The sequence below is a fragment of the Porcipelethomonas ammoniilytica genome (assembly GCF_025567485.1).
In the GTDB taxonomy this organism is placed as follows: domain Bacteria; phylum Bacillota; class Clostridia; order Oscillospirales; family Ruminococcaceae; genus Porcipelethomonas; species Porcipelethomonas ammoniilytica.
Map to the genome: position 1 here is coordinate 155,325 of NZ_JAOQKH010000004.1, position 12,339 is coordinate 167,663.

The 12,339-nt window shown below is 40.3% G+C and carries 12 protein-coding genes, 1 tRNA gene and 2 pseudogenes; 4 read left to right on the forward strand and 11 right to left on the reverse strand.

From position 1 onward, the window contains the following. Positions 1–30: 30 nt before the first annotated feature. From OCV67_RS13630 to OCV67_RS13800, 6 genes and pseudogenes are all read right to left on the reverse strand, one after another. On the reverse strand, positions 31–975 hold the full coding sequence (locus OCV67_RS13630; RefSeq protein WP_317235027.1) for a recombinase family protein: 945 nt from the start codon (positions 973–975) through the stop codon (positions 31–33). Then, on the reverse strand, positions 921–1,511 hold the full coding sequence (locus tag OCV67_RS13635) for a recombinase family protein (protein WP_317235028.1): 591 nt from the start codon (positions 1,509–1,511) through the stop codon (positions 921–923). Before OCV67_RS13635 ends, OCV67_RS13630 begins: the two co-directional genes overlap by 55 nt. Before the next feature lie 34 nt (positions 1,512–1,545). Beyond that, positions 1,546–1,860 carry a helix-turn-helix domain-containing protein gene (locus tag OCV67_RS04940; RefSeq protein WP_262644292.1) on the reverse strand — a complete coding sequence of 105 codons (315 nt, stop codon included), beginning with the start codon at positions 1,858–1,860 and terminating at the stop codon, positions 1,546–1,548. A gap of 501 nt (positions 1,861–2,361) precedes the next feature. Continuing rightward, positions 2,362–5,376 (reverse strand): metallophosphoesterase, encoded by a 3,015-nt coding sequence (locus OCV67_RS04945; RefSeq protein WP_147642836.1) that lies wholly within the window; start codon positions 5,374–5,376, stop codon positions 2,362–2,364. Positions 5,377–5,397: 21 nt separating this feature from the next. Beyond that, positions 5,398–5,910: a hypothetical protein gene (locus tag OCV67_RS13795; protein ID WP_449580832.1), complete on the reverse strand. Its 513-nt coding sequence runs from the start codon at positions 5,908–5,910 to the stop codon at positions 5,398–5,400. Positions 5,911–6,012: 102 nt separating this feature from the next. Further along, positions 6,013–6,126: pseudogene (locus tag OCV67_RS13800) on the reverse strand (helix-turn-helix domain-containing protein); the annotation flags it as partial. A 390-nt stretch (positions 6,127–6,516) separates the two neighbouring features. On the opposite strand from OCV67_RS13800, the gene OCV67_RS04955 reads away from it, so the two are divergent. The 3 genes and pseudogenes from OCV67_RS04955 (at position 6,517) to mobV (ending at position 8,578) form a co-directional block, all read left to right on the forward strand. Beyond that, the gene (locus tag OCV67_RS04955) at positions 6,517–6,930 is read left to right on the forward strand and encodes a cysteine-rich VLP domain-containing protein (protein WP_147642838.1); all 414 of its coding nucleotides are present in this window, start codon (positions 6,517–6,519) and stop codon (positions 6,928–6,930) included. Positions 6,931–7,041: 111 nt separating this feature from the next. Next, positions 7,042–7,437 carry a replication initiator protein A gene (locus tag OCV67_RS04960; protein WP_147642840.1) on the forward strand — a complete coding sequence of 132 codons (396 nt, stop codon included), beginning with the start codon at positions 7,042–7,044 and terminating at the stop codon, positions 7,435–7,437. A gap of 182 nt (positions 7,438–7,619) precedes the next feature. Next, positions 7,620–8,578, forward strand: a pseudogene (mobV, locus tag OCV67_RS04965) (MobV family relaxase). A 353-nt stretch (positions 8,579–8,931) separates the two neighbouring features. Here mobV and OCV67_RS04970 read toward each other — a convergent pair. From OCV67_RS04970 to OCV67_RS04985, 4 genes are all read right to left on the reverse strand, one after another. Beyond that, positions 8,932–9,016: transfer RNA gene (locus tag OCV67_RS04970), tRNA-Leu, on the reverse strand. A gap of 11 nt (positions 9,017–9,027) precedes the next feature. Next, on the reverse strand, positions 9,028–9,546 hold the full coding sequence (locus tag OCV67_RS04975; RefSeq protein WP_147642842.1) for a GNAT family N-acetyltransferase: 519 nt from the start codon (positions 9,544–9,546) through the stop codon (positions 9,028–9,030). Positions 9,547–9,702: 156 nt separating this feature from the next. Next, positions 9,703–10,113: a GNAT family N-acetyltransferase gene (locus OCV67_RS04980; protein WP_147642844.1), complete on the reverse strand. Its 411-nt coding sequence runs from the start codon at positions 10,111–10,113 to the stop codon at positions 9,703–9,705. Positions 10,114–10,241: 128 nt separating this feature from the next. Further along, a complete protein-coding gene (locus tag OCV67_RS04985; protein ID WP_147642845.1) occupies positions 10,242–10,742 on the reverse strand; it encodes a GNAT family N-acetyltransferase in 501 nt (166 codons plus the stop codon). 270 nt (positions 10,743–11,012) lie between these two features. Here OCV67_RS04985 and OCV67_RS04990 point away from each other — a divergent pair, with 270 nt between their 5' ends. Beyond that, positions 11,013–11,540 (forward strand): hypothetical protein, encoded by a 528-nt coding sequence (locus OCV67_RS04990; protein ID WP_147642847.1) that lies wholly within the window; start codon positions 11,013–11,015, stop codon positions 11,538–11,540. Between the two features lie 27 nt (positions 11,541–11,567). Here OCV67_RS04990 and OCV67_RS04995 read toward each other — a convergent pair whose 3' ends face one another. Continuing rightward, positions 11,568–12,329: a hypothetical protein gene (locus OCV67_RS04995; RefSeq protein WP_147642849.1), complete on the reverse strand. Its 762-nt coding sequence runs from the start codon at positions 12,327–12,329 to the stop codon at positions 11,568–11,570. Between the last annotated feature and the right edge of the window lie 10 nt (positions 12,330–12,339).

Consider the following 12,339-nt stretch of genomic DNA (forward strand, 5'->3'; position numbering starts at 1 on the left):
ATTATCTCCTTAAAATAAACTTTATAAAATTTAAGGCAAAATTACATTCTGTAACTTTGCCTTTGGTGCACCGAGTACGGATAAATCCGAACCCTCAACTTCCGCCAGCGTGATAGTCTTGGAACCGTCCTTATAGTTGAAAGTAAGGATTATCTTGTCCTCATAAAGATACACCGCATTGACGAAGCTGTCAATCAGTCTTTGCCGCTGTTCCAGCTTTGTCACATCAAATTTCCGGAAACGGTAAATGAAGAAAGCTATCTGTTCTCTTGTAAGCATGGGCTTGTGCATTTCTTCCTGCAAAATGCTGATTTCAAGCTGGCTCTTGGTTTCCTCCAACTCGTCCAGCCTTTGTTTGGTGGACGGTGTGAAAATCCCGGCTTGGATAGCGTTGAGCATATTGTTAATGCCTTTTTCCGTTTCTGCAAGCTGTTTTTTCAAAAGAGGCAGGTCGGTGCTTTCTCTTTTCTGCAATTCCATAAGCGTATCAATCAGCCGTTCCATGACTTCATCATTCATAATCGCTTTCATAGTGTAGCTGACAACTAAATCCTCAATCCAGTCTTTCTTGTCGCAGAGTTTCTTTTTCTTGGTATTCACACAACGATAATAGCGGTGTACTTTCATCGTGTGGCTTGTGCCGCTTTCCCCTACCATAAAAGAGCCGCACTTCCCGCAATACAGCTTCGTTGTCAACAAATAATCGTCCTCTGCTTTATGACGGGCGGGAGCTTTTTTATTTTTCGCCAGCCGTTCCTGTACTCGTTCAAATAATTCTTTCGGGACAATCGCCGGAATACCGTCCTCCTTGACTACATCACGATAACTGTATTCGCCCATATAGCGGCGGTTCTTTAACAGGTGGTTCATAATGTTTAGCGTGATTTTCCCGCCACGAATGGAGCGCATCCCCCGGCTGTTCAGCAGATTGACAAGCTCCTGCATGGTCGCTCCCTCGCTGTATCTCGTAAACATTTCCAGCACCACCGGGGCAGTCTTGGGGTCGATTTGATAATACTGCTGTTCGTCAATATAATAGAATAGTCCATTGGGACTGTGCCGCCGTTGTATTTGCATTTCAACGCATTGTCGGTCAATCCCCGAATAACTTTTTCGGAGAGTTCGGCAGAGTAATATTCTGCATATCCCTCAAGCATGGCTTCCAGTATAATCCCCTCGCTTCCCTCGGAGATATTTTCTCTTGCGGAAATAACTTTGACACCGTTCTTCTTCAAAATATTTTTATATCGTGCGCTATCATAACGGTTCCGGGCGAATCGGTCTAACTTCCAAACCAGCACGACATCAAATAAGCCCTTTGCACTGTCCTTAATCATGTGCTGAAATTCGGGGCGGTTATCTGTTTTCGCTGATAAAGCCCGGTCAATATAGGTGCCCAAAATCATAATGTCGTTGCGCTCGGCATACTCTTTACATTCTCTCAACTGTCCCTCAATACTTTCTTCCCTCTGATTGTCGGAAGAATAGCGGGCGTAGATAACACCTTTCATCTGTCCACCTCCATAATTTGAAGAAGCGTCTGCTTTAACTTTTCATCATTGGAGATTGCGGGTCAAAGCACATTTCAATAAATTGTTTCATCTCGTCACTCCTCGCCGCAATCTTGGGACGGTATTCATATAGCTTTCCCTGTGGGTTATCGGTTCGTGCAAAGAGATAATCCATTGACACATCAAAATAATCTGCATACTTCACAAGCGTTTCCAAAGAGGGCGCCGACTGCCCTTGCCCATAGCGGTTGATACTGGACTGTTTTACTCCTAATAATCCCGCCATTTTTACCTGTGACAGCTTCACACTCTCCCGCAATATCCGCAGGCGTTCTCCTAACTCTTTCATAGGTTGTGACCTCCTTGTTTTCTTTACATTCATTATATCATTTATGCGTTTATATTTCAACCCGTATTAAGCATAATTTTTATATAATATAATCATGGATAGGATAGAGAAAACTGGCGGGCAGAAACAAAATAAGCGGTCAATCCGGCTGTAATTTTAACAGCAGATTGCAACCGCTTATTTTACGTTTTGGAAGAAGTGTGGCTGAACACTCCGACAAAACAGGGTTTCCAAAGGGTTACCCCTTTGGCACACGACTTTGCTTGCAAAGTGTAGTGTGTTATACGCTCTGTCGGCGTTGCCGTAAAAATGTCGTTGCCACTGGGGAGGGCAAGGGCATTTTTACGGCAGGAAAACAGGGCTGTGATTGCGTGGCGTGGAGCCGCAAGCGCAGGACTGGTTTCATCAGCAGACAGGGCGTATATGAAGTCCTCGTTTACCCTTTCCCTGTAATTTATAATCGTATTTTTTCATAAGCCAAAATAAGTAGAACGTCCAATTTTATGTGATTTCAATTTGAGGTCTTTTATGTAGAGTATCTTCATACCAAGAGCTTAATATATTTGAATGAAGTTTCTGCATTTTATTTATTTCTCTTGAAGCCCTGTAAATATCCGTATCAAGATACGTCTGTGGTAATATTGCAACATTCGTTTGTTGTTTTGGTGCTAACGGATTTTCGCTATTACCTTTAAGAAGTTTGACATATTCGCCAAATATTGTAGGGCAGTTCTTTTCCAATAAGGCCGGAATGGACGGATATACAATTTTGTTAATTATATTGGATGCCCAATACCCAGTTATTGATAAGTCAAACGGGTTCACATATATGTGATTACGAAAATCAATGTCGATTATGCTCCCATGAATCGTACCAACTCCACCAATTCTTTTTACCATATCTGCAATACGCTTTTGAAATGAAGTAAACTCGTCAAGTGGCTTTTTTATTGTAGAAATCATGGAGTCCATATTATCATAATAATACTGAACATCTTGAATTTCCAATTTTTTCATAGCACCACCATTAAGGATAGTAAGACTGCCACTTCTTGATTTGTGGATAAAACAATAATACCCATTCTTTTTTAACATATAGAGTACATTTACTTCTCGCTGGAAGGTCATTGATATATTTTTCCCTCGATAGAAGTTTTTGTACTGCTCACTCGTGATCTCAAATATGCCATCCTCATAATCAGAAAAACAATCATAATCATTATCAATCAAAAAAGTTTTCAAATGAGGGTTCTCGCTATGGTATCCCACTTGATTGTCCGAATAAACTATATACTCACCGTCATCATGGAAAAAATTCCTGTGTGTATGTCCACTTACATAAACATAATTTTTATCAGGGCCTGCTTCTCTACACCAATCTTTTTTAGGTGTATGCGTTAAAATAATCGTGTTCTTATTGGAAAGAATAGGACGTAAACGATTATACAAATCTTCAAAAATTTTAGATTCTTTTATTTCAGTATCCCTATCCATAGTCATTCGATAAATGCCATTATTGGCATTAAACTCCATATTATATCCCGAAAATCCCAATCCGCCGAAAATCACATATCTCGCACTTCGCAAGCAGTCAGAAATTTGTGCTTCATTCATTTGACACAAATCGTGATATTTAATCAGGTGTGTTCCTGTTTTTGGCTCAGCAAGCAAATCGCAATCTTCTTTGTAAAGAAGATCGTTATGAAGTAAATACATACCGTATTCTTCTAAAATAGTTCGATACTTTGAAACAATCTGTTCTATTTGAAAGCCCGAAAAACTCCATAACTCATGATTTCCAAGTGTAAACACAACCTGTGTGTTCCGACGTAATGTTTTAGAAAGAATCTTTACAAACAGCTGAAATATTCCAATATCTGATGCTACATCACCGTCAATCAATAATAAGCTTTCTGCTTCATTAGCAATAGTATCAACTATTTTTTGAATCACATATATAACATCTTCTTTTGAACGGCAGCCTGCATTTTTTATTCTGTGCATAAGATGAAGATCTGAAATATAGTGAACTCTTTGGCATTTGTTATCAAAAGCCAAATCGAAATTTGATAAGTCTCGTCCTGCTACTTCTGATACCAAGTCTCTTGAAGATTGAAGAACTAAAGCAGTTTCAGATTCGTTTTTTTCAATACACTCAAAGGATTCTATGACGTTCAAGTTGATCGCATAAGTATCATATTGTAGACCAAACTTTTCACATAAGCTACTTTTCATTTTTACGCCTGTAAAGTCAATAAAATCCCACTGAGCTAAATTGTCAAGCCCATCACAAAAAAGTAAATTAGCTTCAGACAAATCACCCTTTAAAAAAGCAACAAAATCGAAAAAATAATCAAAGGAATGTTTGTATTCTTTTATCACACTACCAGATGTATTACACCATTGTTGCGTAACATAGAATTTTCTGTTTTGATAGTATTTTTTTATCGAATAAGTAACCTCTGTATTTGTATGAACTGGTAATTTTGTCGTTTCATCAATAATGTAATTAGAAAAATCCGCATCACATTCAAGTGCACCCGATAAATCACAATATGTCAAATCTCCGTTACGATACCTAGCAAACTCATCAAACGTTTCAAAATATCTATAAATTGTTGATTTATTATCCTCTAGATAGCCTTGAGTTTCTTCGCAATAGTAATGTGTTTCCTTATCAAAAAATGATTTTGAATAAAATTTAATTTCTCCATTTTTCAAGCGGCAGATGTACTCTTTCAATTTCTTCTTATGCTTATATATCGTTCCCTTTACTCCCAGCGAGTAGTCATATGACTGCATAACATCATCAGGGTTATATATTGAACACAATGCGTTGATTATTTTGCATTTAGGATAAGCGCCGGAGGACATATAATCCATAATAATAGAGAATCGTTGTTTATCCTTGACATCTGCGAAAATATACTGAAAAAAGAAAAAGCTGACATCAACAATGGACGCAATCTTAGATTTCTGATAATTTCCCACGACTTTTACCAATTCATCATAGCTACTACAATTATTAAATTTTTTGCTCCACTGTTGACAATATTTATGAATTTGCTTTCCTTTCTCATACTTCTCTTTTTCTTCGTTTGATAATGACAACGAATACTCATCTATTGTATCTTCGATAAACGCTTTTCTTGCCATTAAGTTTTTTGCGTCAATTTTTTTTGAAATAGATATTCTCGAAAAAGGGCAAAATGTATAGCAAGCATTATCATAAATATCCCCATTTAAAAATTCAAAATAAGAATCAAAATTATCAAACGATAGAAAAACGCCTCTTTTTTGTTCCACGCCATCTGTGTCCAAATAAATTAACGTTTCTTCAACGAAGAAAGAATTAGAAATAATGTCAAATCCTCTTTTCCCTGTTATACGAAAACCCGCTTTTCGTTCAAAAGTCACAATCTGAATATCGTTCTTATATTCTTCTGGGACATCAAAAATCCGAATTTCTTTTTTCTTCAATCGTCTAATTATTTCTTTAACTTCTGACTTTACCATATCATTTTCCCTCAAATATCTTTACTTTCCCGCTTGCTCAATTATCTTCTTCATCAACTGCTGGAATTGTTCGTTTGTTTCCTTGTCCAGCGGCATGACCTTTTTAAGCTGTTCCGCAACCAACGCCGTCACATCATCAATGGTATGTAATTCCTGCTTCTGCTCCTGTGCGGCGGTCTGGATATTTTGAAACATAGCTGCGGTCACTGGTTCCTCCGGCGGCTCCCCGCTGTCTATATCGCCTTTTATGTCCCGTAGGATAGGCATAAACACATTCTTGATTTTCTCAATCTCCGCTTCATGCTCCCCCAGCTTGTGGGCGTTCATAAACTGTATATCTTGTCTTGCTTCCGCCCGGTATTCCGGGCGGTCTTTCATTAAATCGGACAGCGAAGATGTTGCCATTTCGATTACCTGGTTTCGTGCCATAACGCCCCTTGCCGCTGTGTCTTGAAAATAAATCTGTATCAGGCTTATCAGGCGTGGGAAATTCTTATGTTCCAACAAGCGGTTGAGAATTTCCACATCTACCATTCCCGTTACAAGCCCCCGGACTGCTCCCTCGGACAATCCCAATTCCGATATGTCATAACTCTTTTGGACGCTCACTGTTGACAAGCCCAGAATATAATCCGTTGACACTCTAAATTCTTTCGCAATGCCTATAAAAATATCACTGCTGACCGTCTTTGTTTCCCCGCTGACGATCCGGCTCAACTGGGAGGGGGAAATCCCTATTTTCTTTGCCAGTTCCTTTTACGGGATATGCCGCCCGTTGCAAAGGTCTGAAATCCGCTGTCCGGGTGTTCCGGGTAAAGCCATGAATACGCACCTCCTCTGTATGCTTCCATTATACAGGATAATTGCAGAAATGCAATTTCAAAAGTATAGACTTTGGGAAAATGCAATTCTCGCAACAATCCGGGATTTGCATTTTTTTCTGATAAACTGGATTCACGAACGTTCGGAATAGCACCTTGAAAACAGAATGACCGTCCAAAAGAAATATGACCGACAGGAGAAGCGACGCATAAAGCGCACCAATGCCGGGACACGCTGCAGAAATGGGGTAGCCGTAGAAATACGGCTTTTAGGATAAAGACTTTTGGAGAGAACGGCAGCAAGGAAACGGAGGAACGCATGAAAGAAAATTTATACAAGCGATTGCCGCCCTTGGAGCGCAAGCCGGACGTCTCCCTCTACCGCATGACGCCGGCACAGAGAAAACAGGCAAACAGCCTTATCCGCCGGGAGTGCTGCAACTGTGAGGGCGGGGATTGTATCGCCATTGACGACGGGGACAGCCGCACTTGCTCCCAGATGATTTCTTTCTCGGTCTGCTGTAAGTGGTTCCGCTGGTCGGTCTTGCCGCAGGACGGGACGCTGGAAGCAGAGATTTTTCGAGGAAAGGACTTGAAACACTGTGAGGTCTGCGGCGGCGTGTTCATCCCAAAGTCCAACCGGGCGAAATACTGTCCCGCCTGTGCCGCCAGCGTTCACAGGCGGCAGAAAGCGGAAAGTGAACGGAAAAGGAGGTCAAGCGTGGACAATTAGGCAGGAAAAAAGCCTTGATTTATAAGGCTTCCAGAGGGCGGAACCGGGGAAAGTGGTATAAAGTATCGCCCTACCCCGGAAATACCGTTCTAACTGTCCACAAAGCACACTATGACAAATACCATTTATATTCATCAGCCGGAGAAATCGGTCAGCTTCACCCGGCTCCCGAATTTTCTCTTTGAAGCCCCCACATTCACAGCTTTGTCCAACGAAGCGAAGATACTGTATGCCTTTATCCTGCGCCGGACGGAGTTGTCACGCAAGAACGGCTGGGCAGACGAGTACGGGCGCATTTACCTGTATTATCCAATCTGCGAGGTGGTCGCCCTGCTCCACTGTGGGCGGCAGAAAGCGGTCAACACCCTGCGGGAGTTGCAGTATGCGGGGCTTGTGGAGATACAGAAACAGGGCTGTGGAAAACCCAACCGTATCTATCCCAAATCTTATGAAGCGGTTTCAAACACCGACTTCAAGAAATCCAGTTCCGGTACGCCGGAGGACTGAAAACCGTACTCATGGAGTACGATAATCAATCCTCTTGAAGTACGAAAACCGGACGGTATATAGAAATACAAAGATTAACAGATTTATTTATATCAATTCCATTCCAATCCTATCAGAGATATTTTCGGCGGGATTTTCCTGTGGAAAAGTCCCGGATAGGAAAGGAATGGGGAAAGGAGTTTATGGCACAGCACGCAATTTTGCGATTTGAAAAGCATAAGGGCAATCCGGCAAGACCGCTGGAAGCCCACCACGAAAGACAGAAAGACAGAAAAACAGAAAGACCAGTACGCCAGCAATCCCGACATTGACACCAGCCGGAGCAAATACAATTTTCACATCGTTAAGCCGGAGGGGAGATACTACCATTTCATTCAGAGCCGCATTGAACAGGCGGGGTGCAGGACACGCAAGAACAGCACCCGGTTTGTGGATACGCTCATCACCGCCAGCCCGGAGTTTTTCAAGGGGAAGTCCCCAAAGGAGATACAAGCCTTTTTCCAGAGGGCGGCAGACTTTCTCATTGATCGGGTAGGCCGGGAAAATATCGTGTCGGCGGTGGTACATATGGACGAGAAAACGCCCCACCTGCATTTGACTTTCGTTCCGCTGACAAAGGACAACCGCCTGTGCGCTAAAGAAATCATAGGCAACCGGGCGAATTTGACGAAGTGGCAGGACGATTTTCACGCCTACATGGTGGAGAAATATCCCGGACTTGGAGCGTGGGGAGAGCGCCAGCAAGACAGGCCGGAAGCATATCCCTACCCGGCTTTTCAAACAGGCGGTCAATCTCTCCAAACAGGCAAGATCGATTGAAGCCACGCTGGACGGTATCAATCCAATCAACGCCGGAAGGAAGAAAAAGGAAGCCCTTGCCATGCTGAAAAAGTGGTTTCCGCAAATGGAGAACTTCTCCGGGCAGCTCAAAAAATACAAGGTCACAATCAATGACCTGTTGGAAGAAAATCAAAAGCTGGAAGCGAGAGCCAGAGCCAGCGAAAGCGACAAAATGAAAGACCGCATGGAACGGGCGAAGCTGGAAAGCGAATTGCAGAATATCCAAAGGCTGGTTGACCGTATCCCGCCGGATGTGCTGGCGGAAGTAAAGCGGCAACGGCAGCACACAAAGGAAAGGTGATTGAGCATAAGCAGACTTTCACGCCGCCCCTGTGCGGCATTGTACTTTGACAACTGAATAAGAAAGGCGATATATGGCAAAAAAGCAACCGGACACAAATATCCCCCAACATGAAATAGAAGCCCTTGCCCACTGTCTGCTCCCAGAAATTCAGAAATTCTTTGAAAGCCCAGAGGGGAAGAAAGAATTTTAAGAATGGAAAGCGCAGAGGGGAAATGAACCGGAAAAGAAAAGGAGCGTATGACAAAAGCAGCGGTATCACTCACGATACCGTTGCTTTTGCTTTAGCACTAAAGATATACTAAAAATCCGAAGCCGTCTCCGATTGGAACCGGGTTCGGATTATCATTATCTGGTGCGGGTGACAGGACTTGAACCTGCACACCTTGCGGCACAAGAACCTAAATCTTGCGTGTCTGCCAATTTCACCACACCCGCATATTTCTTGTTTAATATTTAAATTCCCTTTTCAGAATTGCATAAATATAAAAATCATTATATATTTCATTATTTTCTTTTCGTGGAAACAGTTCCTTATGTTCTGCTTCTTTGCGCATTCCAATTCGTTCAACAAGCTTTAAAGATTTTATATTTCTTGAATCTATCTCAGCAAAAATACGGCGGATGCCAAGGGCGGAAAAAGCATATTTCATCATTCCGCAGATGCTTTCGTAAGCGTATCCTTTACCTTGAAAATTCCTGTTAAAAGTATATCCGATTTCATAGCTGCCGAAACCTTTATCTGAAAAGTATATCTTTCCTATAACTTTATCATTTAAGACAACCGCAAAAAACTCCTCGCTTTTTGAGAAATTTATTGCTTCTTGAACACAGGCTTCTCTTGTAAAAGTTTCATAAGGTTCAAAATAAGTAACTTCAGTATCAGTTAAAATATCTGCTAAATCATCATAATCATCCGGAATAAATTTTCTCACCGATAAGCGCTCTGTCGTAAATAATGCAGTCATAATTACTAAACCTCAAAATATAAAGCCATGTCTTTTATATTGTATTTTACCTATCAACAGCCGCAAGAATTAAATGCACTGTAGTAACGCAAACGAAATTTTGCGTGTCTGCCGGTTTCACCACAGGCGCATATTAGAAATAATAATACTTATTTATTAGAACAAGACCATTCCTGCACCTAACCCTGCTTCTTCACGAGTGACAAACCCGAATTTTTTATAAAATGCATCCTTGCCTTTGGAAGCGCCTAAATAAGTTCTAATGTCAAGATTATCTTTTTTAAATTCGTCAACCTTATTTATGAGATATTTCATTATACTTGAACCGACTTGTTGTCTTTGATATTCAGGCAAAACCATAATATCCTGAATATACAAGAACATTGCCGTATCACCTATGAGTCTTCCGAAACCGATAATTTTGTTATCGTCATATGCGCAAATCGAATAAACAGTATTTTTCAGTGCTTTTTCAACAATTTCTCTATTAGTACAACCCCGGCCAACAGAATCGGTAAGTGTATTGAATTCATCAGCAGTTGGCGTTGCTTCAATATATTGTATCATTTTCTGTACCTCATTTAATCATATATTTTAGTAACGCAATCAAAATCTTGCGTGTCTGCCAATTTCACCACACCCGCATATTTAATTTTTCATGTATAAATCCGAATTTGTCGTTTTTGTTTGTTTCTTTACGCCATAAATAACTCCATATCAATACACTCCCATACACCTATCGGCATCTCACATTTTCGCCTGCTGTACTCTCTAAATCCAATCGACTCGTAACAAAATCTTGCGTTATCATTATTTGCAAATACACCTAAATCAATTCGCTTCGCACTTAAATTGTCTTTAACATACTCTATTCCAAGACGCAACATTTCCTTTCCGTATCCTTTGCCTCGTAAATCAGGATTTAATATAACAAATCCAAATCGAACAGTAGAGTCAACATCTTCTCTTGGATATCGGATTATAAAATGACCTAATAAATTTTCTTCCTCATCTACCGCTGTGAGTGGAATAAATCTTCTGGTTTCAATCTGTGGCATATAGTTATTGTTAATGTCAGTTTCAAGAAGCGGAAATTTATTAAACCTATCAGCCGACCATCTGTATAATTCTTCTTCGGTTCTAAGCCATTTACAGATAATTGCTGCATCTTCTTTTATATAATTTCTTAGAACCATATTTCCTATCTCCTTCACAAATACTGCAATATATAAGTGAAATTAACACAAAATAATAATTTCACCGTAGTAACGCAATCAAAATCTTGCGTGTCTGCCAATTTCACCACACCCACACAACCTTTGAAATTATACCATAAATCTGCTTTATTGTCAATAGGCAAATAAAAAATAAATTTGACGATATTCAGAAAATATGATATAATTTTAACTATATTTAATATTTTAGAATAAATTCCGTCTGACATAAACGGAAAAAAGGAGAAAATTATGAAATCAAAAATCCCGTCGATTATTTTCAGAATACTGACCATACTGACATTCCTGTGCGGCGCAGTTATGTTTGTGCATTTTATCAGAGCTATGATATTTGCCGTTCAGCATGAAGGATCAGGAGACGATCCGAAATTTTCCGGAATACTTGGTGATATAGCCTTATTCTTTTACCCGTTTATGATAATGACGGTACTTTGTATTATATTCAGTATAATTTGCTTTAAGGCATACCATCCGGCAGTATCAGCGATACGTACAATATTCATGGCAATATGTCTTATACTTGATCTTATATCTTTAAAGGTTATGAAAGCATTTATATTAATGGACGATTTATTTAATAAAGGAATAAATAAAGACTTAGACGAGTATCGTGAAGGCTTTGATTTATCTGAATCAGAAATAACATTTATGATTCTTCCGGTAATAGCGGCAGTAATATTTTTTATTTTCTTTATTTCCTCAATTGTTGCACTGGTAAAAGGTCCGAAATTAAAACAGGTTGAAAACACACAGATATAAAAAACCGGTCGTAAGACCGGTTTTTTATTAATAAGGCAATGTAAATGTTTTTGTTTTCCATACGCCGTCTGATTTGACTATAACAAATATGTTGGTTTCATCGTCTTTAGATTCTTCAGTGTCAGGATCTTTAAAGTGTGATACTGCATTGAAAACCGCTTCCGTATCACTTTGAGACACGAGTTCCAGTTTTGTATCTGTATAAGACCTGTCTGCACCTCTACCGCCGTCAAAGCAGTATACGCCGTTTTCTGATTCAAAATATTTGTCATAAAGACCGCCGTCAGGAGAAGCGAAAATCTGACAATAATCGTTTATAATATCCTCCAGACCGGTAACGGCAGGATCGTCGATAAGAACGGCTCCGCTGTTTGTCATAGTGTCATAGTCAAGATTGTAAGGACAGCCTATAAGCATATTCCATGTTACCTGACAGCTTTTTTCAAAAAGTTCGCTGCCGATAGCTTCAATGTCTTGGGATTGCGAACTGCCTTCATCAGCGGGGCTTTCAGAGGACTGGTTGTTTTGTTCTTCTGCTTCAAATATCTCTTTTGACTGTTCATCAAAGCTTTGCATTTCAGCAGTGCTTTGATTTTCTGATACTTTTTCAGTTGCTTCATCAGCTTCCTTTTCAATTTCGCTTTTACCGTCTGCATGATCGGAAGCCTCTGTTTCTGAGTCGGACAAAACAGAAGATGTTTTTGCGTCTGCTGTTTTTGTTTCTTCCTTTGAACAGGCAGCAGTCAGCAGTAACACTGACAGAACGGCTGCAAGCATATATTTTTTCATTGCTTTCTCC

Excerpts from the sequence above, each read along its gene's own strand:
- OCV67_RS13630 (WP_317235027.1), bottom strand. The coding sequence starts at position 975 with ATGTTTACGAGATACAGCGAGGGAGCGACCATGCAGGAGCTTGTCAAT.
- OCV67_RS04975 (WP_147642842.1), bottom strand. The coding sequence starts at position 9,546 with ATGACTGCATTATTTACGACAGAGCGCTTATCGGTGAGAAAATTTATT.
- OCV67_RS04985 (WP_147642845.1), bottom strand. The coding sequence starts at position 10,742 with ATGGTTCTAAGAAATTATATAAAAGAAGATGCAGCAATTATCTGTAAA.
- OCV67_RS04945 (WP_147642836.1), bottom strand. The coding sequence starts at position 5,376 with ATGGTAAAGTCAGAAGTTAAAGAAATAATTAGACGATTGAAGAAAAAA.
- OCV67_RS13635 (WP_317235028.1), bottom strand. The coding sequence starts at position 1,511 with ATGAAAGGTGTTATCTACGCCCGCTATTCTTCCGACAATCAGAGGGAA.
- OCV67_RS04940 (WP_262644292.1), bottom strand. The coding sequence starts at position 1,860 with ATGAAAGAGTTAGGAGAACGCCTGCGGATATTGCGGGAGAGTGTGAAG.
- OCV67_RS04960 (WP_147642840.1), top strand. The coding sequence starts at position 7,042 with ATGACAAATACCATTTATATTCATCAGCCGGAGAAATCGGTCAGCTTC.
- OCV67_RS04990 (WP_147642847.1), top strand. The coding sequence starts at position 11,013 with ATGAAATCAAAAATCCCGTCGATTATTTTCAGAATACTGACCATACTG.
- OCV67_RS04980 (WP_147642844.1), bottom strand. The coding sequence starts at position 10,113 with ATGATACAATATATTGAAGCAACGCCAACTGCTGATGAATTCAATACA.
- OCV67_RS04995 (WP_147642849.1), bottom strand. The coding sequence starts at position 12,329 with ATGAAAAAATATATGCTTGCAGCCGTTCTGTCAGTGTTACTGCTGACT.
- OCV67_RS04955 (WP_147642838.1), top strand. The coding sequence starts at position 6,517 with ATGAAAGAAAATTTATACAAGCGATTGCCGCCCTTGGAGCGCAAGCCG.
- OCV67_RS13795 (WP_449580832.1), bottom strand. The coding sequence starts at position 5,910 with ATGGTAGATGTGGAAATTCTCAACCGCTTGTTGGAACATAAGAATTTC.